Genomic DNA, 20,275 nt, shown 5'->3' with positions numbered 1-20,275 from the left:
CCTCATGCATGTCAGTGTGTTTAAAGGCTCCGCTCAACCACCCTTGACCGAGCCTGCCAACAAGCCTCGGACGAGGTAGCGCTGGAGACCGAAGAAGACGAGGAGCGGAACGATGATGGTGATGAAGGCGGAGGCCGTCAGGATTTCCCAGTTGCCGCCGCGCGAGCCAAGCAGGTTGACGAGGCGACCGGTCAGAACCAGTTCGTCATTGCCTGTCCCGAGGAAGACCATCGCCACCAGCAGGTCGTTCCAGGTCCAGAGGAACTGGAAGATCGCGAAGGAGGCGAGTGCCGGATAGGAGAGCGGCAGGACGATCTTGATAAAAATCTCGAAATCGGAGGCGCCGTCGACGCGGGCCGATTCCATGATCTCGCGCGGCAGGCCGGCGATGTAGTTGCGCAAGAGATAGATGGCGAGCGGCAGGCCGAAGCCCATATGGGCAAGCCAGATGCCGACATAGCCCTTGGCAGGGACCCCGAAGAAGGCGCCGACGTCGTTATACATCTTCAGAAGCGGGATGAGCGACATCTGCAGCGGCACGACAAGCAGGCCGACGATGACGGCGATCAGGATCGAGCGACCGGGAAACTTCATCCAGGCGAGCGCATAGGCCGCGAAGGCCGCAACCAGGATCGGGATGATCGTGGAGGGGATCGCAACGGTCAGCGAGTTGATGAAGGACTGGCCGATGCCTTCGGCCGTCAGAACCGTCTGGTAGTTTTCCAGCGTAAAGCGCGGCGGTGTCTCGGCCGTGAAGAAGATGCGCTGGCCGCGCGATCCCTCAAAGGCTGTCGGCGATTCCAGACGGAAATCGCCATTTTCCTGGACGGTCAGTTTCTGCCCGTCGCGGATATCGGCAGTCGCACCCGCTTCGAAAGCCGACGGCTGCTGGCTGGTCGCACCGAAGGCGGAGACTGCACCAGGTCCGCCTTCAAAGACATTGCCCTTGATGACGTAGACGCCATTTTCCTGGACCTGGGCTTCCGGGCCGGGGGCACGGTAGATCTCGTTGCGGGTCGAGGACGACAGGGCCGTCCACCAGCCGGAGGCGACGATCTGGTCCTTGTCACGCAGGGACGAGATCAGGAGGCCTGCGGTCGGCAGTGTCCAGAGAGCAACCAGGACGAGGACGGTGAGGTTGACGACAATCGTCAGCGGCGAAAGCTTGCGCGTCATGTCAGCGTCCTTCCATTTCCCGGCGGGCATTGCGGATGTTCCAGATCATGATCGGGATGACCATGACCATGATGACGACGGCAATCGCCGCGCCACGGCCGAAGTCACCGCCGCCGCGGAACATCCAGTCGAACATCAGGTTTGCGAGAACCTGGCTCTGCCACTGGCCGTTGGTCATCGCCAGAACGATGTCGAAGACCTTCAGGACGAGGATGGTGATGGTGGTCCAGACCACCGCAATCGTATTCCAGATCTGCGGCACCTTGATCTTGATGAAGATCTGCCACGGATTTGCGCCATCGATGACGGCCGCTTCGATGGTCTCTTCCGGTATCCCGCGAAGGGCGGCAGAGAGCAGCACCATGGCGAAACCGGTCTGGATCCAGATGAGGATGACCATCAGGAAGAAGTTGTTCCAGAGGGGCATGGCGATCCAGATCTGCGGATCACCGCCGAAATAGACCACGAGCGCGTTCAGGATGCCGATCTGGTCGGAGCCGGCGTCACGGTAGTCGTAGACGAATTTCCAGATAACCGATGCGCCGACAAAGGAGATCGCCATCGGCATGAAAATCAGAGACTTGGCGATGTTGCCCCACCAGATGCGGTCGGTGAGTGCTGCGATGATCAGGCCGAAAAAGGTGGAGGCAGCAGGCACCACGATCAGCCAGAGCATGTTGTTGAAGATCGACTGGCGGAACTCCGCGTCATTGACCATCCAGCGATAGTTCGCGAGGCCGACGTAGTTCTGACCGCCTCGGTCCATGACCGAGTAGAGGACCGAAGAGAACAGGGGGTAGATCAGGTAGATCGTTAGTGAGATCAGTGCCGGACCAAGAAAAAGCCAGGGCCGGATCAGGGCTGCGCGCCTCAAGTTCCTCGAGGCCTTTTCCGTATCGGCGATGCGGGACGGGAAAATCAGGTCCAGCAAATAATTCGAGCCGAAAAAATATCCGATCGCTGCCGCAACGCCGACGATGATCGTCAGCAAGGCAAAGAGTAACTGCTCCAAAGACGTCCCCTCCCTGTCGATTGCTCCGGATCACTGGAAAGCGCCGGATGCATTTTTTCTTCTTCATCGACGTCCGGGCCGCATCCTGTTGAATGCGGCCCGTCATGCATTTCGGGAAAAGCTTACTTCAAGCCGTCCCAAGCCTTCTGGATGTCGCCGGCGACGTCAGCCGCAGCCTTGCCACCGGAATAGTCAACCATACCCGTCCAGAATGCACCAGCGCCGATCTTGCCCGGCATCAGGTCGGAGCCATCGAAGCGGAAGGTGGTCGCATTCGTCAGGATCTCGCCCTGCTTGCGCAGTGCATCGTTGGCATAGGTTTCCGGCTTGGCAGACTTGAACGGTGTCAGGAAGCCCGACTGTGCCATCCAGACTTCATGGGCGATCGGGGTCTTCAGCCATTCGATGAAGGCTCGGGCGGCAGGCGTGTCCTTGGTAATCGAGACCAGGGTGCCGGCGCCGAGAACAGGGGTGCCCAGGTCCTTCTCGGCATAGGCCGGGAAGTAGAAGAAGTCGGCATCCACGCCCAGCTCAGTGCCTTCCGGGAAGAAGGACGGGATGAACGATGCCTGGCGGTGCATGAAGCACTTCGGCGGCGAGGAGAACAGACCCTTCGGGCTGTCGCGGAAGTCGGTCGAGGCTACGGCCTTGGAGCCGCCATCGACGAACTTGTCGTTGCGGGCGAACCAGCCGAACTCTTCGATCGCGCCGACGACGGCCGGATCGTTGAACTTGATCTCGTTGGTGACCCACTTGTCGTAGACGTCGGGAGCCTGCGTGCGCAGCATCATGTCCTCGACCCAGTCGGTGGCCGGCCAGCCGGTTGCACCACCCGAACCAAGGCCGATGCACCACGGCGTACCGCCGTCAGCGACGATCTTCTCGGTCAGAGCCTTCAGCTCTTCCATGGTCTTGGGGACTTCATAGCCGGCGTCTTCAAAGTTTTCCGGCGAATACCAGACCAGCGACTTCAGGTCGGCCTTGTAGGGGAAGGCAAAGAACTGTTCGGCGCCGTCCTTGTCCTTGTACGTGCCAAGGCTGACCCAGCTATCGCCTGCAGCATAATTGGTCTTCATCCAGTCAGCCGATTCAGCGCCGAGCGGAACGAGGAAACCCTTGGAAGCGAGGTCGGCGAGCAGACCCGGCTGCGGCAGGACTGCGATGTCCGGCGGGCTGCCGGCCTGGGTGTCGATGACGATCTGCTGTTCGTAGTTTTCCGAGGACGAGTAGTTCACGTCGATGCCGGTGGCATTCTCGAAGTAGGCAAGCATGGATTCGACCAGAACCTGGTCGTCGCCGCGCCACGGTCCGAAGATCTTCAGGGTCTGACCCTTGAGGTCGCCGTGCGCCTTCTTGAAGTCTTCGAAGGTCGACCAGCTGAACTTTGCATCCTCACCCGGAGCAAACTTCAATTCCTGCGCGCCAACCGAGCCAGCCACAAGCGCGGCAGCGGCCACGGTCATCAAAAACATTTTCTTCATGTGATTTACCTCCCATCACATCGGACGGCCAATCGTCCTTGGTCAGCGCGTTTTCCTCAAAGCGCTTTGGCCCCTATTTCATCACATTGGGTTCCATCCCGAGTCAAGGTCTTTTCTGCGTCTGCTGCATTTCGTTGCAACGGCAGGCCCAAAGCTGAGCAAATGCCTCTTCAGCGGTCAGATTCCACTTGTCGCCGAGCGCCGGTCTGCTGCATATTCGAAGCGCTTTGGTCGTTGGCGGGGAGGTCTCCGGCCGGGTGAGGAGAGGAAATCCGCGGTGAATCTGAAAGAATTATCAAAGATGCTCGGTCTGTCGCAGACGACCATCAGCCGCGCGCTGAACGGTTATCCCGAGGTCAACGAGGAGACGCGGCTCAGGGTTCAGAAGGCCGCCAAGGAGACCGGCTACCGGCCGAACCGTGCCGCGCAACGTCTGGCAACCGGCAAGGCCGGATCGATCGGCCTGATCATGCCGATCTCGCCCGACCACAGCTCGGACATGCATTTCGCCGAATTCCAGAGCGGGCTTGCCGAGGCCTCGATCGCCCAGGATTTCCACTTCGTCATCATGCCTTCAAAAGCCGAGGACGAGGAACAGGCCATTCGATGGCTGGTCGCAAGCGGTAGTGTCGACGGTTACTACCTCGCTTATGTACGGGAAAAGGACCCACGGATCGCGATGGCAAAATCGCTTTCGCTGCCCTTCATCGTCCATGGCCGCTCCTTCGGGATCGACCTCGACTACCCTTTCCTGGATGTCGACAACGAGGGCGCCTTCTTCGATGCCACGCGCTTCCTGCTACAACTCGGGCACAAGCGCATCGCATTGCTCAACGGTCAGGCCGACCTGGACTTCGCGCATCGGCGGCGGCTTGGGACCGAAAAGGCGCTGGCCGAAAAGGGCCTGTTGCTCGACCCACGCCACACCAGGCACAGCTTCATGGGAGACGAGCAAGGCTATCGAGGCATGAAGGAGATCCTTGCCGGCCCCGAGCGACCGACGGCCGTACTCTGCGCCAGTACGGTGCTTGCGCTTGGTGCCGTCAGAGCCATGAACGAGCTTGACCTGAAGCTTGGCGTGGACATCTCGCTGATTGCCCATGACGACGAGCTTCCACTTCTGAAGCCCGAGAACTTTTCCACGCCTCTGACAACCACACGCTCTTCCCTGCGGGCTGCCGGCAAGCGCATCGGCGAGCGGCTGATCGCGATGATCAACCAGAGCGAACCGGCGCCGCCGGACCAGGAACTCTGGAAGGTGGAACTGGTCGTCAGGGCATCCACGGGACCGGCACCCGCCTGAACCGGCTCCTCGCGGCGGTGGCCATCAGAAGCGCGGTGCAGCCAGCCCCGCGCGGCGATGCGCGGCAATGACCGTGTTGGCCATCAACATGGCGATCGTCATCGGACCGACGCCGCCCGGAACCGGAGAAATGGCCTTGGCAACTGGCTTGCACTCGGCGAAGGCGACATCGCCGACGAGCTTGAACTTGCCCTCGCCCTTTTCGGGCGCTGCCACGCGGTTGATGCCGACATCAATGACCGTGGCGCCCGGCTTCAGCCAATCGGCCTTGACCATTTCCGCACGACCGACAGCGGCAACCAGGATATCCGCCTGACGGGCGAGCTCCGGCAGGTCGCGGCTGCGAGAATGGCCGATCGTGACGGTCGCGTTGGCATTGAGCAGGAGCTGCGCCATCGGCTTGCCGAAGAGATTGGAGCGGCCGATGACGAGTGCATTCAGGCCAGACAGGTCGTTGCCGTGGATCTGGCGGACCAGGATCATGGCACCGGCCGGCGTGCAGGAGAGAAGACCCGTCTTCAGATCACCGGTCGCCAGCTTGCCGGCATTGACGATGTGCAGACCGTCGACATCCTTTTCCGGCAGGATCGACTGGATGACCGGCTCGCTGTCGAGATGTTTGGGAAGCGGGAGCTGGACGAGAATGCCATCAACTTCAGGATCAGAATTCAAGGACGCGACGAGCGCCATCAGTTCTTCCTGCGAGGTCTCTTCGGGCAGGGTATGCTGAATGGAATTGAACCCACACTGCTTGGCCATGCGGCTTTTCGCGCCGACATAGGCATGGCTCGCCGGATCGTCTCCGACGATGACGACTGCGAGACCAGGCTTGCGGTGGCCGGATGTCTCAAGCGTCGTTGCTGCTGAGGTTACCGCTTCGATCACCGAAGCAGCGGCTGCCTTTCCATCGATTACCGTGGTCACTGTGCTCAATCCCCGTCTTCAACTGGCAGCAAGCTAGCGCCTATAGCGCGGCGCCATTTGCCTGTTGCCGTCCTATGCTGTCAAATTGCGGCATATTGCAAGGCAGGATTTCAAAGGGCTGGCTTCAAGTGGCAGGGGCGTTTGACTGACGCAGACGGTGGCGGAGCACATGTGCCAGGAAGACGGGGATTCCGAGAACGTAGCGTCGCCAAAGCCGCGAGGGCTCCAGCCACAGTCGGAACAGCCATTCGGATCGCAGATGTCTGATCCATGGAGGGGCGCGCCTGATGCGGCCCGAAACGAAATCAAGCAGGGCGCCGACACTGATCACCACCCTAGCGTGATCCGCAGTCAGGTGCTTGTCTACCCATTTCTCCTGAAGCGGCGTGCCCATCGCGACCAGGAGAAGGTCGATGCGCGCATTCTCAATGCGCTTGAGGATCAAGCCCGGATCGGCACGATCGAAGTAGCCGTCCGAGATCTCGACGAATTCATGCCAGGGCGTATGTTTCCGGAAGTTGACAGCCGCATCGCGCAGCACGTCGGACGAGGCTCCGAGCAAGCCGACACGAAGGGGCTTGGTGATGAAGCTCAGAGCGGCCGGGACGAAGTCGGTGCCGTTCAAATTGGCCGTGAAGCGGCCCCCATGCAGAAATTTCGCTGCGATATCGACACCGATTCCATCCGGCAGGATCAAGCAACGCGCAAGAACGTCACGATAGTGGCGGTCGCGCATCATGACATTGGCATTATGCGCATTGAGAAACGCTATGTGGGTCAGGCCCTGGCCCGCAACCAGCTTTTCCTCAAGCAAATCGAGCGCCGGCTTCCAACCCATGTCGTGGACGGGCAGGTCAAGGATCGGCAGAACGGGGACTGCGCTTCGCCCGGCCCTGCGCTCATCGTGGTCCGCGGCTCTGAATGCTGAAGAAGGCGATGCTGGCATGAAGCGGGTCCCGAGGGTCGATGCCCGAAACCTATCAGTCACAGCTAAAATTCCAGTAAAGCGTGGTCCGAAAAGTAGCGCCTTCAGGACAAGGCTTTGGTTACCATGTCCGATAAGAGATCTCAGTGTCCGGACGAGGCCGGTTTTTCCTCGACCTTTTCGCCTTCGACCACGGTTGTCATCTCCAGCGGCTCGGAACCACCATCGGCGGCCTTGCGCGCGGCATCCTTCGAGACATAGTCGAGCTGTTCGATCAAGACCTGGGCAACCATGCCTTCACCCAACCGCGCGTTCATCTCGGTCTTGATCTTTTCGCGAAAGCCGTTGACGTCGAAGGCGGAAACATTGGCGATGTCGACCATTTTGTTGCCCACAAGCAGCGTGAACAACTGATCGGTCATCAATTCCGTCGTCGGAAGTGCCTGCCCCTTGACCTTCTCCTTGTCCATCATGAAGGAGATCCGGGTCAGAAAGTATCCGGTGACGTCGCCTCCCCCGATCACAGGAATGGTGATCGGCTCGCCGCGTATCAGTTCAAGTGCAGCCTGCTGCTTTTCTTCCTCGCTCGGACCGGCAGGGGCTGTCGCAAGGTAAATCGAACCGTAGACGGCCCCCAGCGTGACAATGCAGACCCAGAGGCCGATTCCGAGGATCTTGCCCATCAGAACTCGCTGAACTGGAACTGTTCCTGGGAATAGGTGCCGTCGCCGTCAGCGTCGCGAACCGCGTTCTTCAGAATGTCGGCAACGGCGCGAACGGCCGCCAAATGCGCCTCGACGCGACGAGCGTTCAGGGCCAGCTTCTCCTTGAGAACATGGAGCTGCTCCACATAGTTTACGGCGAATTCGCGCGGATCCGTATCCCGGAACAGCATTGTCAGTTCGTAGAGGCAGCGGCTTTTGTGCGCGTTTGAGACCTTGAAATCGAATTCGGGATCCTTGCCGATCCGTTCATTCTCATTGTCAATGATCCGCTCAAGGCGGCTCAACACCGTCTTCACACGATATTCGCTCGAAACAACTTCCATGAAACTCTGCCCTGCCTTTAGAAAATCAATCAGTTCTTGGTATCAGTGTCGCTGGCGGCACCAAGAGTGCGTCGTTCGAGGTCGGTGACCCAGCTCATGGCGAGCCCGCGGTCGGCCTCGTTGGTGGCAGCGTTGACGCCATCTTCACCGCGCACACGCGAAAGAGCCTGATCGTACATCTGCTGGGCAATACCCACGCCGCCGGATTCGGCGATCGTCGTCCCCAGCTGCTCGGCCATCATGCTCTTCCACATCTCACCCGCATTGCCCTTGCCGTAGACTTCCTCACTCTCATCCGGCAACATGCTCTGGACGAAATTCGTCAGGTAGACGGCTTCGAAATCGCGATAGACTTTCGACGGCTTGCCGGCCTCTTCAACCTTCTCCGCCGTCGCTTCGATGCGGGCGGCATTGGCCGTACGATTCAGAATGTCGACGGTGGCGCTGAAACCGGCGCCCTTTTCGGCGAGACTGGTAGCCATGAAGCTGGCACGGTTGGTTTTCAGCTGTTCCTGGGCTGCTGCGACTTGCGCCGGATCAGCGGCGCGGATCACGTCCAGTACCAGATCGCTCGGGGGAGTAATGGCCATGGTGACATCCTCGATTTCGGTTCGAGGGGACTATCACTCCTGAAGCTTGCTGGAGGCTGGTGTGGCGAACTTGATGTCGATCAGGTCATAGATGGCGTCGTCATCGCGCTCGCGCTCCTCGTGATCGCGGGCTTCCTTCATGTTCTCCTCTAGGCGGTCGCCCTTGGCGCGCTCGCGCATCAGCTTCATCTCCTGCACCTGCTGGAGACCATGGAGCTGCTTGTCGGTATTGGAGAGCCGGTCGAAACGGTCGGCATAGTTCTGCGCGAAGAGCCGGTGCAGCGGATCGAGAGAGCCGATCGCCTCCATGACCGTTTCCATGGAGCGCGCATTTTCTTCTATGCGTTGGGCGGTGATACCCAGATCGCTCTCGGCCATTCGCTCCATGTGGCGCTGGACGGCCACCAAACGCTTCAGCTTGTCGGATTTCTTCTGCGGCCCCAAGGCATCCTCCTCAGAAGTTGAAGATCATCGGAAAATACTGGGCGAACTGCATGACCATCGCTGAAATGGTGAAATAGACCAGCAACAGACCGCCCAACAGCAGATAGGGCGTCGAGATGTAGAAGACCGGCACCTGCGGCGCGAGCTTGTTGACCAGACCTACGGCGACGTTGAACATCAGCCCGAAGATCAGGAACGGGCTTGCGAGACGCAGCATCAGAATGAAGGTCTGCGCCAGCGTATCCGTCAGGGTGATCAGCATCTTCTGGCTGTCGGGCATGCCACCCAAGGGCATAACGCCGTAGGAATCCACCAGGGCGCGGAAGACCACGTGGTGGAAATCCATCATGAAAAGGATCAGCAGACCGCCGAAGGAGATCAGGTTGGTCATCTGGTTTTCGGGCGTGTCTTCCAGAATATCGGAAGCGCCGGGCGTGTTCAAACCGATGGCCATCGATATGGCCGACCCGGCAAATTGCAGGCCAAGCACGAAGAGCCGGGGCACCAAACCATACATGATCCCGATCAGCAGCTCGCCGACAATCACGGCGACCAGAGACGACCCGCCTCCCTGAACGCGCGGATAGATCGTGTCGAACAGCACCGGCGTCATGGCCATGGAGATGGCAAAGGCGAGGAAGAAGCGCACCGTCATGGAGATGCGGGCAGACGAGAAACCCGGCAGTGTCATGATGCAGGCGCCGATGCGACAGAAGATCGCAAACAGCACGAGCACAGTCCCCTGCGGGTCAGCAATCATGAAATGGAGCCCAAAATCTTGATCTCTATGCCCTTGGCGAGCTCCACATGGGACAGGACCGGCAAGGTGGCGAAGAGTCGTTCTATGATCATGCGCACATAGGACCGCGTTTCTGGCGATGTGACAAGAACGAAGGGCAGTCCTCGGTCCATGAATTCACGGATAACGTGGCTTGCCTGCTCGGAGAATTCCTCAAGGCTGCGCGGATCAATGTCGAACTCGACGATTTCGCCTTTCGCATCGCGCTTAAGCGCCTGGTGGAAGACCAGGTCCCACTTGGATCCGAGACGCAGAACACGCAGGACGCCGTTGTCGGTCAGATCACCACAGAGCTGCTGGGCCATGCGGACGCGCACATGCTCAACGATCTGCTCTGTCTTGCGGACATGCGGGGCAAGTTCTGCGACCGCTTCCAGGATGAGGTGCAGGTTGCGGATCGAGACGCGTTCCGCCAGGAGCAGCTTCAAGACCGCCTGCAGGCCGGAGTAAGACATGTGTGAGGAGCAGATTTCGTCCGCGAGCTTCTTGTATTCCGGATCGAGGCGATCGATCAGAACCTTGACGTCCTTGTAGGACAAGAGCTGCGGCAGGTTGTTGCGGATCACCTCGCTCACGTGGGTGAGAACGACGGACACGTTGTCGATCGGGTGGAAGCCTTCACGTTTCAGCTCTTCGGTGAATGTCTCGAGGACCGATACCGCCGGCATGCCGAAGGCGGGTTCGCGGATCTCGTCTCCCGGTACGTTTGGCTTGCGACCCGAACCGGTTACCACCAGAACTTCGCCGACACGCAGGTTGTTCGACGCGACTGTCGTGCCGTGAATACGGATCTGGTAGGCCTTTTCCGGAATGGCGATGTCGTCGGTGACCTTGATTTCGGGGACGACGAAACCGTACTGGCTGGCGAATTTCTTGCGCATCTTGCCGACGCGGAAGGCGAGCTCCTGGTGAGCGCCCAGAAGACGGGTCGACACGAGCTTGCCCAGTGCGAGTTCGATTTCCGAGGTCTTCAGGACAGACTTGACCGAGTCCTTCTCGGCTTCCTTGTTCTGAATGACCTTCTTTTCCTCCTGCTCACGCTTCAGCTGGTTCTCGGCCTCAAGCTGGCGCGGAATGAACCAAGCACCGAAAGCCATCAGGCCACCGAGAGCGACGAAGGGGATGAAGGGCAGACCGGGAACGAGCGCGAGCGCGCCCATCAGACCGGCAGACACAAACAGGGCACGGGGATAGCCGCTCAGCTGATCGACAACGGCCTTGTCCGTGGAACCCGGCGTCCCGCCACGGGAAACCAGAAGACCTGCGGCAAGCGAAACGATCAGGGCCGGAACCTGGGAGACAATACCGTCACCAACGGAAAGCTTGACGAAGACATCAGCGGCCTGACCAAGCTCCATGTCATGGCGGAAGTAGCCGATGACGATGCCACCGAAGACGTTGATCGCCGTGATGATCAAACCGGCGATGGCGTCGCCGCGAACGAACTTGGAGGCACCGTCCATCGCACCGAAGAACGAGCTTTCCTGCTCCAGTTCACGGCGTCTGTGCTGTGCTTCCTTCTCATCGATGATACCGGCGGAGAGGTCGGCGTCGATCGACATCTGCTTGCCGGGAATGGCATCGAGGGTGAAGCGGGCGCCGACTTCCGCGATACGGGTGGCACCCTTGGTGATGACGATGAAGTTGACCGTGATCAGGATCAGGAAGACGATCAGACCGATCACGAAATCGCCGCCCATCACCAGGTTCGAAAAGCCCGCGATCACTCCGCCAGCAGCTCCATGCCCTTCGTGACCATGGGTCAGGATCACGCGCGTCGTCGCAATGTTGAGCGACAGGCGGATCATCGTTGCGATCAGCAAGATCGTCGGGAAGGACGAGAAGTCGAGAGGGCGCTGGATCCAGAGGGCAACCATCAGGATGAGCACGGAGAGTGCAATCGAGAAGGCCAGACCGATATCGATGAGGAACGGTGGTATCGGCAGGAACAGGATGCACAGGATCATCACGATCCCGAACGCAAATCCAATGTCGCGTCCGTTCGGTGCTACCTTCGGAATTACCAGTGCAGGTGGTTGCGCCATGTCCGATCCATCTCTTCATGAGAAGTCATCCGGAAAGCCATGCTTCCGGCAGTCTGCTCGCGAGAGATAGACGGCGAAGCTTGCGCGAGGATGGCACTAACGATGCCGCTAGAAGCCGGACTGTATTCGCGAAAAGACCAGATTGGTGAACAGGTTGATCTGGGCGCCGACAAACGGGGCGGAAATGCCGATGGTGATCATGATGGCCAGGATCTTCGGCACGAAGGTAAGCGTCATTTCCTGAACCTGGGTCAGGGCCTGGATCAAGGCGATGACCACACCGACGATCATACCGGCCGCCACGGCGGGGCCGGAGGCGATGATGATCGTCCAGATGGCAGCCTGAAGAATGTCGAGAGCATCTGCCTCATTCATGAGACGGTATCCTTTCGGAGCGGCGAATCATGCCTTCCACTCCGAATGGCGTAGCATGTCAGGAGCCGGTCGTCGTCCCGGTTGTTGGCTTTGTACCGACACGGACACCGACAGCGATCGGGATTTCCTTCCCGTCGGTCGTCGTTGCGACCATCGTGTCACTGTAGACGCGAACCGATGCCACGATACCGGTCGTCTTTTCATCAGCGCTGGTGATCGACTTCCCGATATAGGAGGAGGCGTTGGTCAGGGCATTGCCGGTGATCAGCGTCTCCAGGTTCGAGTTCGTCTTGATCGTCTGCTCGACCTGAGAGAACGTGGCGAGCTGGGCGATCTGCTGGGTCGCATCCATGGGATTCGTCGGATCCTGGTTCTTCATCTGAGCGATCAGAAGCTTCAGGAAGCTGTTGTAGTCCAGAGTTGCCTTGGCTTTCGCCTGGGCTGCAGTCGTGTTGGCTGCTGACGGCGCCGGTGTCTTGCTGGCCGCCGTCGTGGCTGCGGTGGCATCTACCGCCATGGTGCGATCTCCTTGCGGATCTGCTCGATCGTTGCCGGTGCCATTTCCTGATTGTTCAGGATGCGATCTTCAATCGGGTAAAGCTGGCGGATGGCCTTCAGCGCATCGAAGGCGCGTCCCGAGGACACCATTCCGTCGATCCGCTTGAGTTCGGCGAGGATTTCCTCGTTTTCAAAGCAGGACAACAGCATGATCACGGACTTGCGGAACATGGCAAGGGACTGTTCCTTGCCCTCCGGATTGATCAACATCATCTGCGCGATGAAATAGAGTTGACGAAGCGGCGTGGTCGCCTGTTCCGGCTGCAGAACGTGGTTCTCGAGAAGAAACGTAACATCATTCAGGAACTCGAGGGCAACCTTGCGATCGACGCGCAGAACCGCTCCATTGATAAAAATACGTTCGCCCGACTTGAGCGAAATGCGCAAAGTGCTCTTCATTTAAGTCCATCCCTGATGATGGTTGTCACGTCGATAATGCCCTGGAAGTTTTCGGATTCCCGTCTTCGGATCCGCTCACACTCTTTCAAGATCCAGATGGCGATGGAGATCAGATTGGCGCGGACTTCTTCGCCCAACTGGTTTTCTGGGTTTTGCAGATCCTCGATCAGCCGAATCCACACCCGGCGGGTATAGAACAGTGCCTCGATCGCCTCGCGAGAATACCCCTGTTTGTCCCGGGCCGCGCTCAGAAGCTGGATGCAACGGTCAAGGGCCTGCCGTTCGCGATCCTTGGCGTCAGCGACGCCATCTTCCATGACTTCGGCATATGAGAACTGGTACATTCAACTGCCCTTCAGGTTCATTTCACCCTTTGCTCATCAAAGGTAGTTTACAAGTGTCAACTTCTGGATCTTTGCAGTCAGGGTGTAAGATGCTTCAACCATGGAAAGCAGAGAGTTAACGCGAGTCGAAGCTTCGTACGCATCTACTTGAATCTTGGACGACAGGCTTTTCTCGATTATATCCACCTGAACCTTGAGCGAGGCATCCGCCTTCTCAACACGGTTCTGGGAAAGGCCGAGCTCCGAGCGGGTCGCATTGACGCCAGTTATGGCGCGCCCCGTGTAGTCAATCGCCTTGTTGATCGCGACCGTGACTGCATTGGCTGGCGCACCGATCGTCATCAGTTCCTTGGTGACAATTGCTGAGAGCGCAAAGTACCGGAAGCCCTTTTCATTGGCGGAAGCCGATGTCTTGACCGTTTCCGATTGCGTGATCCGGCTAGACATTGATCGATCGGTCGCACTGGACCAATTGGTATTCCAGTCAGCTCCCGTGAACATGGGCTCCAGCACGGACGTGATGAAATCTTCCATGCTGGGCGCCGCACCCTTTGCGGCAATCGTTGCGGTATTGGCCGTATCCGTTGGTGGAAAGCCGAAGTAACCGGTGAACGCAGCGTCGAAGGCGACCTTTGCCGGGGATGTCGCGGTATACTCGGTAAGCGGCTTTACATCCGTGTTGATGCCGGCGAACAAAAACTCACCGTTGGCCGTCTGATTGGCCATGCTGGTCATGGTCGACAGTGAGTTGGAGACTGTCATGACAGTCGTATTGATCGTGTCGGTGTTCGACGAACCGGAGATCGTGATCAGCGCGTTGTTCATCGCCTCAGCTGCAGTCGCGATCTGCTTCAGGGCCTCCTGAGAGGCCGACAGACGCTGCGTCGCGATCGAATTGTTGCTGATCATCGAGTTTAGCCTGAGGCTTTCCCGGTTCAGGTCAACGACCGTCGACGTCTTGCTGCCAAGTTCGGCGCCGACATCCGCAAAGGAGCCGGTGCTGACTTCCTGCTGCGACTTCAGAAGTTCATTCTGTGCCTGGCGGATGGTCAGGCGCATCGACGTCTGGGTCGAAAGATTGGAGACGCTGGCTGTCGACATCAGGGATTACCCCACCATTTGGAGTACGGCCTTCAGCATCTCATCAACTGTCGTGACGAGCTTGGCCGCGGCCTTGTAGGACTGCTCTACATCGAGCAGCAACGATAGTTCTTCATCGAGACTGACGGCCGTCTTGGACGAATAGGTCTGGAAGGTCCGCTCGTAGAGCGCCTGCTTGTTTTCGTTTGCCGTTGTCGCGTTCGAACGCAACTCTTCGAGCCAGCCGATCGAGTTGCTGGCGAAGGACAGAACGCTCGCATCCGTCTTCAGATCCGCATCCGAGGAAAAGCTGCGGTTGGCTGCCAGCCCGTCGACATACTTATTGATGAGGTCGGTGAAGCCAGACGAATTGTCGGTATTCTTCACATAGCCGGCACCATTGATGCCACCATCGCGGATGAGCATCGGGTCACCGCCCGCATCCGAGCGAACCGCCGGATTGACACGGATCAGCGCGGCAAGACCAGGTTGGACAGTGCCTGTCGGCGGCACCGTGCCGGCCGGCCAGGTGAAGAGGCCAGGCAGTTCGCCACCACCGCCGGCGTCGACCTCCTGGAAGGTCTCCACCAAGCCGCGAGCGATTTCATCGAGCTGCGTCTGGAACGTCGGTGCGATGACGTCACGGACCTGCACCAGCGAGGCAAGCGATCCCTGGCCGTCTGTATTGCCACCGACACCTGCTCGGACCGGCGTACCGTCGATATAGACCGCGTTGCCGCTGACGGTTGAATCATAGGTGTAGGTTCTCACGAAGCTGACTTCGCGCGGATCGGTTTCGAACAGCGTCGTGCCATCATAGGTGTAGAGCACCATGTCGCTGTTTTCACGCATGTTGACCGATACACCGACGATCTTCGAGATGTCTTTCAACAGGGTGTCACGACGGTCGAGATGGTCGTCGGCGTTACCGCCGGTGGCGGTCTGCCTGACGATCGTGTCGTTGACGGTCTTGAACTCGGCAAGCAGCTTGTTCAGCGACTGTACCTGCTCGAAGATCTGAGAATCGGTGTCTTCGCGCACTTGCTGGGTGGTCGCTGTCGTTTTGTTCAGCGAGTTCACGACGTCAATCGCATCCGTGACGACCGTCGATGCCAGCGCGTACTCACCGGGCGCTGCAGCGAAAGATTGCAGGCTGCTCTGCAAGTTTGCGAGATAGGCCGAGGGCGACAGTTTGTATTGGTTGCCGCCAAGCGCGTTGGAGAGGGTTGTCAGTCCGCCCAGCAGCGTCGACTGGGCGCTCTGCTGTCCTGTCGAGGATGCCATCTGCCGCAGCAGAGCCATCTGCTGCGACCGTTCGTTCTGCACCGTCGATGCGCCGTAGACCGTCTGAACGACCTTCGCGTCGCGGCGAACGTAGTTCTGGTTGCCGGTGTTTGCGATGTTTGTCGAGATTACGGACGTCTGCTGCGACGTGTTCCGGAATATCGAATTGGCCGTGTTGAGCGACGATGCAAGCGACATAGGACTAACCTACTCTTTCGATTATCTCTTCAGGTTGACCAGGACTTCCATCAATTCGGAGCCGGTCTGGAAAACCTTGGAGTTTGCCGTGTAGTTGCGCTGGGACTCGATCATCGCTGTCAGTTCTTCGGCGACATCAACGTTGGAGTCTTCGAGCGCACCGGACAGGATCTTGCCGAAACCACTGGAGCCGGCATAGCCGAGGATAACGACACCTGAGTCGTTCGACTGGGTGTACATATTGCCGGCCACGGGATTGAGATTGTCCGGGCTCTGGACGCTGGCCAGCGCGACGCGGAACTTCGGAACCAGGTCGCCATTCTCATAGGCGACGGACACGATGCCCTTGTCGTTGATCTCGTACCCCTTGACCTTGGAGGCGGCGTTACCGTCAACCTTACCCCGTTCAACAGAGAAGGCCGAGGCGAGCTGTGTGGTATCGCCAATGTTGATGACAATACCGTTCGCAGGGTCGCCGACTTCGGCACCGGCAACGGTGTAAGGATCCAGGACGAGCTCTGCCGGGGATGGAGAAATCAGCTTACCGTCCGTGTCAAAATCCATGATCGCAGGCGGGTTGATGAGCGAGGTACCGCCATCCGCTTCAACGGCGGATACCTGCCATTGGTTGTTCGCAAGCTTTTCATAGCTGAAGGTGATCAGCCGGCTGGTGCCCTGGCTGTCGAACACTTTCAACGACGTGGTCTTGATGTCGGCGGCAGCGCCAACGACCGCGGAGTTCGGCAGGTTGACGTTCAACGTGCCGGTCAGCGAGCGCACGGCCGAAATGCCGGAGCCGGACAGGTCGACCGGTTGAAGCCCGTCAAAGCCGTTGACGACGATCGTCGGATCCGCATTGGAATCGTATTCGTAGCCCTGCAGCGTAAAGCCTGCCGTGTTTTTCAGTGTCCCGTCGTCCTGGAGAACGAACGAGCCTGCGCGCGTCAGATAAGGAGTTCCATCACCGCCCTTGACGATGAAGAAGCCAGAGCCATTGATCGCGAGATCAGTCGTCGACGTGGTGTAACTGAAGGTGCCCTGTCTCGAGATCGAGTAGCGGACATCGGTCTGAACGCCGCCCGAATTGTAGGCGCCGTTGGTCGTCGGCAAAATCATCGACGAAAACTGCACCGAGGCCTTCTTGTAGCCAACGGTCGTGGAATTGGCGATGTTGTCTGCGACGGTGCTCAGCCTGTTCGACTGGGCATTCATGCCGGAGACACCCGTTCGCATGGTTCCGTAAAGGCTCATGTCAAAATCCTCGTTTGGTAGTCGATTTGGAGAGTATGAGGTGGGCCTTGCGTGAAGCTGTATGGCCAGAGCGCCCAGTCGTTTTTTCACCTCGCAGCGAGGGAAAAAGATGCGGCCGCTCAAAGGCGGCCGCGGGGTCAATCAGCTCCAGTCGATGCAGTAGCCGAGGAAGCGTTTGGAATCGACCGGGTCGAAACCGAGCTTTTTGCGTAGCTTCTTGCGAAGCTTGGAGATGTGGCTTTCAACAACGTTTTCTTCGACTTCTTCATCGAAGATGCCGTAGATCGCGTTGAAGATCTGCGTCTTCGATACGCGCCTGCCGCGATTGGCAACCAAGTACTCGAGGATGCGGCGCTCACGGCGCGGCAAGGGGAAGACGTCGCCAGCGATTTCAGGATCGCGGCCGTCAGAAAAGACCTTGATCGGACCGATCTCGGTGAAGTTGGTGATCGCCCGCAGACGCCGGCGGATCGCAGCAGCCCGCGCCAGGATTTCGCGAGGATGCACGGGCTTGCGCACGACATCGTCGACGCCGCAGTCGAAGAGTGCTAGCGTTGCTTCCAGGGAAGGTTGATCGCTGACCGCGATGACCGGGGCCTGCGTTCTGTCACGAATTGCCCTCGGCAATTCCAAGGTCGCCTCGCCCTGGCCGAGGAGAAATGCCTCGACTGCTGCGATGTCGGAATCAGCTGCTGTGTTGACCCATTCTCCGAACTCTCTTGGGTCAAACCCCGTCGAGGGAATTCCCTCTCGCCCAAATAGAGATGTGTATCCGTCCTTAACGAGCTCGCGCTCATCAACCACTACGATCATTCGTCCGCCTCCGAATCAGTGTGGTGTTTCGATGCACAATGCGTACGAATCGGAGGATTCCTGAACAACTAGGAGAACTTAACCATAGATATTAACGATTGATTAACCATTTGGTGCCGATTTGAACTAGATCTAGTATGTTTTGTGAGTTTGCGGCACAATTTTTCGGTGGAAAAGTTAACGCAAGTTTCGCGCAAGCTCGCGTCTGGGCTTGCCTCATCGCAGTCTCGCCACAATTCGCAAATCGGCACAATCGTGACTGTCAAACAACTACAGGGTGTTATTCACCGCAAAATTGTCGCGCATTGGGCGTCCAGCTTCCGTAGCCGGTCGCGACCAGATTGGCAATCACGCGGCATACATAACGCTTCTGCGCGGGATCGTTGTTGGGTCCAGCATGGTATCTGGCGACAGCCATGGTCCAGGTCTCGTGGCGACCATGCAGATCGCTCAGGAAACGTGCTGCGTATTCGACGTTGCGTCTGGGATCGAACATCGCTTCAACTGACGTAAAGTGCTCGCCGTGGAAGTGCTGATTGATCTGCATGCAGCCGACGTCGATGAGAACGGCGCCGCCCTCCCTCGCCTGCTGAAAGGCTTCAAGCGCCTCATCAAGGTTGTCGAAATAGTGGGCCTTACCCTCTACATTCATCGCATAGGGCGCGAGGCTTCCCTTCCGACCGGTCTCGGTAAGCCCGACCGAGTAGAGAATTCCTTCCGGTATGCCGTACTTGGCTGCGGCAGCACTGATGGCGCCTTCACAGGCGCCCAAACTGGCCTGCGCCTCAGACGTAAAGCTGATCAGGGCGAGCGCTGCGAGTGCCGGAAGAAGGGATCTCTGCCGATTGAACCATGCGCTCATCCGTCGTCCTCACCACATTGCCGGAGGCGTCGCCCCGCTGCGCCTGCCGTTCACTGCCACTCTGGTTTCCGGACTGGAATGCCTGTTGTCCGGTCTGCTGGCCAGATTGCTGGTTCTGCGAGCCGCTTTGTCCTGAATCGGCGCTTCGATCTGCCGGCGACAACTGCATGGTCACCTGCACCTGATCGACCACCAGACCTTGAGCTCGAAGAGCCTTCAGAATGTCGCTCTGGTCATTCGAGAGTTGGCGATAGGCTGCTGGATTGTCGACAGCGAGCTGAACACTCAACTCTTCACCGTTCAGTCTCAGCGTTGCCGTGACGCTGCCAAGTTCGATCGGCGTCATCTGGAGTTTCAGGGTATGGACCACCTTGCCCTGACTAGAGTGAGCTGCGGCATTTGCGAGTTCAGAGCCCGGCGACATTGCTGTCACCCACTCAGCGTCTCCCAACATGGCAGCGGTGATCGACGCGGCATTGGATGTCGAGGCGGGCGCAATATAGCGACGGCTATCAACCACAGTGACCGTCTCGATTGGTTTCGGCTCCGCCTGCTCGGAACCCGGCGTTTCCTCCCCGCGCAGGAGAAGCGGCTGACCCTTCCCATCCGCTCTGATGAAGCGGAAGTCTCGGTCACCATCAGACTGGCCCTCGTCGGAGGTCGACGCTTCACTCGAGTCTTCACCGATCGCGGCCATGGCAAGCCCGGCAATTACCTTTTGCTCTTCCTTGCCATTCTTCTCACTCTTGGCGACCTCGCCGGTCTTTTCGCTCACGTCAGCCTGAGCACTCGCCAGGAGCTGGAGGACGCCTGCAAGATCTGCCAGAGGCACGTCCGTCTCAAGCAAAACCTCTGAGGGTGTCCCCTCTTCGGCGACCTTGTCCGTCGCGGCTGGACCACCCTCATTCGCGTCCTTGCGTTCCCGTTTAGCCATCATCGCCTTGGCCAGCTGAGCTCTGAGTTCCGGGTCGAGCCCTTCGATTTCGACCAGTGGCTCCTTGCTTTCAGGGCTGGCGCCCTTGCTCTTCGCCTGGGCCTTGGCCAAGGCTTGCATCAGATCTCCGGTCGAGAGATCATCCGGAAGAGCGCCGAGTTCCGCGAGCAGAGCATCATCGATGACCTGGCGTGGTGGCTCGCCTGTACGTGTCATCGAGTTCGACGATGGCGCTTTTTCTGCGCCTCCGTTCTCGATCCCCTCACTGGCGCGCTCCTGTCTTGACGCACCGGGCTCCCGCTCTCCGGACTTCGACAACACTTTGGAGAAGCTGCCTGCCTCATCCGCCTTGTCGCCACGGCTGGCAGCCGGCGAAGTCGCCGGGCCTTCCGATACGGGCAATCTGGGGGCTGAAAGTGCATCCATCATG

At 58.8% G+C, this 20,275-nt stretch carries 22 protein-coding genes; 1 reads left to right on the top strand and 21 read right to left on the bottom strand.

Features of this window, described 5'->3' with window-relative positions:
- Positions 1–33: 33 nt before the first annotated feature.
- From H6M51_RS02840 to H6M51_RS02830, 3 genes are all read right to left on the bottom strand, one after another.
- On the bottom strand, positions 34–1,176 hold the full coding sequence (locus H6M51_RS02840; protein WP_246780359.1) for a carbohydrate ABC transporter permease: 1,143 nt from the start codon (positions 1,174–1,176) through the stop codon (positions 34–36).
- Between the two features lies 1 nt (position 1,177).
- The gene (locus H6M51_RS02835) at positions 1,178–2,188 is read right to left on the bottom strand and encodes a carbohydrate ABC transporter permease (protein ID WP_185808350.1); all 1,011 of its coding nucleotides are present in this window, start codon (positions 2,186–2,188) and stop codon (positions 1,178–1,180) included.
- A 122-nt stretch (positions 2,189–2,310) separates the two neighbouring features.
- Positions 2,311–3,669: an ABC transporter substrate-binding protein gene (locus H6M51_RS02830; RefSeq protein ID WP_185808349.1), complete on the bottom strand. Its 1,359-nt coding sequence runs from the start codon at positions 3,667–3,669 to the stop codon at positions 2,311–2,313.
- Positions 3,670–3,946: 277 nt separating this feature from the next.
- On the opposite strand from H6M51_RS02830, the gene H6M51_RS02825 reads away from it, so the two are divergent.
- Positions 3,947–4,972 carry a substrate-binding domain-containing protein gene (locus tag H6M51_RS02825; RefSeq protein WP_185808348.1) on the top strand — a complete coding sequence of 342 codons (1,026 nt, stop codon included), beginning with the start codon at positions 3,947–3,949 and terminating at the stop codon, positions 4,970–4,972.
- Between the two features lie 24 nt (positions 4,973–4,996).
- On the opposite strand, the gene folD is transcribed toward H6M51_RS02825, so the two are convergent.
- The 18 genes from folD to H6M51_RS02735 form a co-directional block, all read right to left on the bottom strand.
- Positions 4,997–5,896 carry a bifunctional methylenetetrahydrofolate dehydrogenase/methenyltetrahydrofolate cyclohydrolase FolD gene (gene folD, locus H6M51_RS02820; RefSeq protein ID WP_185808347.1) on the bottom strand — a complete coding sequence of 300 codons (900 nt, stop codon included), beginning with the start codon at positions 5,894–5,896 and terminating at the stop codon, positions 4,997–4,999.
- A gap of 124 nt (positions 5,897–6,020) precedes the next feature.
- Positions 6,021–6,842 carry a WecB/TagA/CpsF family glycosyltransferase gene (locus tag H6M51_RS02815; protein WP_185808346.1) on the bottom strand — a complete coding sequence of 274 codons (822 nt, stop codon included), beginning with the start codon at positions 6,840–6,842 and terminating at the stop codon, positions 6,021–6,023.
- Positions 6,843–6,964: 122 nt separating this feature from the next.
- Entirely contained in the window at positions 6,965–7,504 is a 540-nt protein-coding gene (locus H6M51_RS02810; RefSeq protein WP_185808345.1) for a flagellar basal body-associated FliL family protein, read from the bottom strand.
- The gene (locus H6M51_RS02805; protein WP_006726389.1) at positions 7,504–7,869 is read right to left on the bottom strand and encodes a hypothetical protein; all 366 of its coding nucleotides are present in this window, start codon (positions 7,867–7,869) and stop codon (positions 7,504–7,506) included. The genes H6M51_RS02810 and H6M51_RS02805 overlap by 1 nt, the downstream gene beginning before the upstream one ends.
- 29 nt (positions 7,870–7,898) lie before the next feature.
- A complete protein-coding gene (locus H6M51_RS02800) occupies positions 7,899–8,459 on the bottom strand; it encodes a rod-binding protein (protein WP_185808344.1) in 561 nt (186 codons plus the stop codon).
- 33 nt (positions 8,460–8,492) lie between these two features.
- The gene (locus tag H6M51_RS02795; RefSeq protein ID WP_407073545.1) at positions 8,493–8,846 is read right to left on the bottom strand and encodes a hypothetical protein; all 354 of its coding nucleotides are present in this window, start codon (positions 8,844–8,846) and stop codon (positions 8,493–8,495) included.
- A gap of 67 nt (positions 8,847–8,913) precedes the next feature.
- On the bottom strand, positions 8,914–9,663 hold the full coding sequence (fliR, locus tag H6M51_RS02790; RefSeq protein ID WP_185808342.1) for a flagellar biosynthetic protein FliR: 750 nt from the start codon (positions 9,661–9,663) through the stop codon (positions 8,914–8,916).
- A complete protein-coding gene (gene flhA, locus H6M51_RS02785; RefSeq protein WP_185808341.1) occupies positions 9,660–11,747 on the bottom strand; it encodes a flagellar biosynthesis protein FlhA in 2,088 nt (695 codons plus the stop codon). Before flhA ends, fliR begins: the two co-directional genes overlap by 4 nt.
- A 108-nt stretch (positions 11,748–11,855) precedes the next feature.
- On the bottom strand, positions 11,856–12,122 hold the full coding sequence (gene fliQ / locus H6M51_RS02780; protein WP_113459870.1) for a flagellar biosynthesis protein FliQ: 267 nt from the start codon (positions 12,120–12,122) through the stop codon (positions 11,856–11,858).
- Between the two features lie 58 nt (positions 12,123–12,180).
- Positions 12,181–12,639 (bottom strand): flagellar hook assembly protein FlgD, encoded by a 459-nt coding sequence (flgD, locus tag H6M51_RS02775; protein WP_185808340.1) that lies wholly within the window; start codon positions 12,637–12,639, stop codon positions 12,181–12,183.
- Entirely contained in the window at positions 12,630–13,079 is a 450-nt protein-coding gene (flbT, locus tag H6M51_RS02770) for a flagellar biosynthesis repressor FlbT (protein WP_185808339.1), read from the bottom strand. Before flbT ends, flgD begins: the two co-directional genes overlap by 10 nt.
- On the bottom strand, positions 13,076–13,423 hold the full coding sequence (gene flaF / locus H6M51_RS02765; RefSeq protein ID WP_185808338.1) for a flagellar biosynthesis regulator FlaF: 348 nt from the start codon (positions 13,421–13,423) through the stop codon (positions 13,076–13,078). Before flaF ends, flbT begins: the two co-directional genes overlap by 4 nt.
- Positions 13,424–13,459: 36 nt before the next feature.
- A complete protein-coding gene (locus tag H6M51_RS02760) occupies positions 13,460–14,524 on the bottom strand; it encodes a flagellar hook-associated family protein (RefSeq protein ID WP_185808337.1) in 1,065 nt (354 codons plus the stop codon).
- 6 nt (positions 14,525–14,530) lie between these two features.
- On the bottom strand, positions 14,531–15,985 hold the full coding sequence (flgK, locus tag H6M51_RS02755) for a flagellar hook-associated protein FlgK (protein WP_185808336.1): 1,455 nt from the start codon (positions 15,983–15,985) through the stop codon (positions 14,531–14,533).
- 21 nt (positions 15,986–16,006) lie between these two features.
- A complete protein-coding gene (locus tag H6M51_RS02750) occupies positions 16,007–17,236 on the bottom strand; it encodes a flagellar hook protein FlgE (RefSeq protein WP_185808335.1) in 1,230 nt (409 codons plus the stop codon).
- A gap of 141 nt (positions 17,237–17,377) precedes the next feature.
- Positions 17,378–18,049 carry a transcriptional activator Rem gene (gene rem, locus H6M51_RS02745; protein ID WP_185808334.1) on the bottom strand — a complete coding sequence of 224 codons (672 nt, stop codon included), beginning with the start codon at positions 18,047–18,049 and terminating at the stop codon, positions 17,378–17,380.
- Positions 18,050–18,329: 280 nt separating this feature from the next.
- On the bottom strand, positions 18,330–18,911 hold the full coding sequence (locus H6M51_RS02740; protein WP_185808333.1) for a transglycosylase SLT domain-containing protein: 582 nt from the start codon (positions 18,909–18,911) through the stop codon (positions 18,330–18,332).
- Positions 18,835–20,274 (bottom strand): flagellar hook-length control protein FliK, encoded by a 1,440-nt coding sequence (locus H6M51_RS02735; protein ID WP_185808332.1) that lies wholly within the window; start codon positions 20,272–20,274, stop codon positions 18,835–18,837. The genes H6M51_RS02740 and H6M51_RS02735 overlap by 77 nt, the downstream gene beginning before the upstream one ends.
- Position 20,275: the final 1 nt, after the last annotated feature.

It is taken from the genome of Rhizobium sp. AQ_MP, from assembly GCF_014237835.1.
In the GTDB taxonomy this organism is placed as follows: Bacteria; Pseudomonadota; Alphaproteobacteria; order Rhizobiales; family Rhizobiaceae; genus Allorhizobium.
Note: the sequence above shows the minus strand (reverse complement) of the source record. Positions and strands in the feature narration are given on the sequence as shown.

Coding starts and splice junctions, on each gene's coding strand:
- rem (WP_185808334.1), bottom strand. CDS start 18,049: ATGATCGTAGTGGTTGATGAGCGCGAGCTCGTTAAGGACGGATACACA.
- flgD (WP_185808340.1), bottom strand. CDS start 12,639: ATGGCGGTAGATGCCACCGCAGCCACGACGGCGGCCAGCAAGACACCG.
- H6M51_RS02810 (WP_185808345.1), bottom strand. CDS start 7,504: ATGGGCAAGATCCTCGGAATCGGCCTCTGGGTCTGCATTGTCACGCTG.
- H6M51_RS02800 (WP_185808344.1), bottom strand. CDS start 8,459: ATGGCCATTACTCCCCCGAGCGATCTGGTACTGGACGTGATCCGCGCC.
- H6M51_RS02740 (WP_185808333.1), bottom strand. CDS start 18,911: ATGAGCGCATGGTTCAATCGGCAGAGATCCCTTCTTCCGGCACTCGCA.
- H6M51_RS02805 (WP_006726389.1), bottom strand. CDS start 7,869: ATGGAAGTTGTTTCGAGCGAATATCGTGTGAAGACGGTGTTGAGCCGC.
- H6M51_RS02815 (WP_185808346.1), bottom strand. CDS start 6,842: ATGCCAGCATCGCCTTCTTCAGCATTCAGAGCCGCGGACCACGATGAG.
- fliQ (WP_113459870.1), bottom strand. CDS start 12,122: ATGAATGAGGCAGATGCTCTCGACATTCTTCAGGCTGCCATCTGGACG.
- H6M51_RS02750 (WP_185808335.1), bottom strand. CDS start 17,236: ATGAGCCTTTACGGAACCATGCGAACGGGTGTCTCCGGCATGAATGCC.
- H6M51_RS02795 (WP_407073545.1), bottom strand. CDS start 8,846: ATGGAGCGAATGGCCGAGAGCGATCTGGGTATCACCGCCCAACGCATA.
- flaF (WP_185808338.1), bottom strand. CDS start 13,423: ATGTACCAGTTCTCATATGCCGAAGTCATGGAAGATGGCGTCGCTGAC.
- H6M51_RS02830 (WP_185808349.1), bottom strand. CDS start 3,669: ATGAAGAAAATGTTTTTGATGACCGTGGCCGCTGCCGCGCTTGTGGCT.
- flhA (WP_185808341.1), bottom strand. CDS start 11,747: ATGGCGCAACCACCTGCACTGGTAATTCCGAAGGTAGCACCGAACGGA.
- H6M51_RS02760 (WP_185808337.1), bottom strand. CDS start 14,524: ATGTCGACAGCCAGCGTCTCCAATCTTTCGACCCAGACGTCGATGCGC.
- H6M51_RS02840 (WP_246780359.1), bottom strand. CDS start 1,176: ATGACGCGCAAGCTTTCGCCGCTGACGATTGTCGTCAACCTCACCGTC.
- H6M51_RS02735 (WP_185808332.1), bottom strand. CDS start 20,274: ATGATGGATGCACTTTCAGCCCCCAGATTGCCCGTATCGGAAGGCCCG.
- fliR (WP_185808342.1), bottom strand. CDS start 9,663: ATGATTGCTGACCCGCAGGGGACTGTGCTCGTGCTGTTTGCGATCTTC.
- flbT (WP_185808339.1), bottom strand. CDS start 13,079: ATGAAGAGCACTTTGCGCATTTCGCTCAAGTCGGGCGAACGTATTTTT.
- flgK (WP_185808336.1), bottom strand. CDS start 15,985: ATGTCGCTTGCATCGTCGCTCAACACGGCCAATTCGATATTCCGGAAC.